This window comes from Achromobacter sp. GbtcB20, from assembly GCF_019091095.1.
Lineage (GTDB): Bacteria > Pseudomonadota > Gammaproteobacteria > Burkholderiales > Burkholderiaceae_B > Achromobacter > Achromobacter mucicolens.
The window spans coordinates 1-265 of sequence record NZ_JAGXJZ010000589.1 but is presented as its reverse complement, the minus strand read 5'-3'; the positions used below and the strand labels follow the sequence as shown (position 1 = coordinate 265).

General features: G+C 73.2%; 1 pseudogene. It reads left to right on the top strand.

The features are described from left to right. A pseudogene (locus KVT32_RS30340) lies at positions 1 to 265 on the top strand (MFS transporter); the annotation flags it as partial.

Below are 265 nucleotides of genomic sequence, written 5' to 3'. Positions count from 1 at the left end.
CTTCGCCATCCTGGCGCCCGACATCGGGCGTGAGCTGGGCCTGGCGCCGGCGGAGGTGTTTGGCGCCTTCTCCTGGGCCCTGCTCGTCGCGGGGCTGGCCGCAACCCCGGTCGGGGTGCTGCTGGACCGCCACGGCGGGCGTTACGTGATGGCGGCCGGCTCCCTCCTGTGCTTCCTCGGGCTGGCCTGGCTCGGCCGCTGCGACGGGATCGTCTCCCACTTTCTCGCCTGGTCCCTGGTCGGGCTGGCGATGGCCATGACGCTC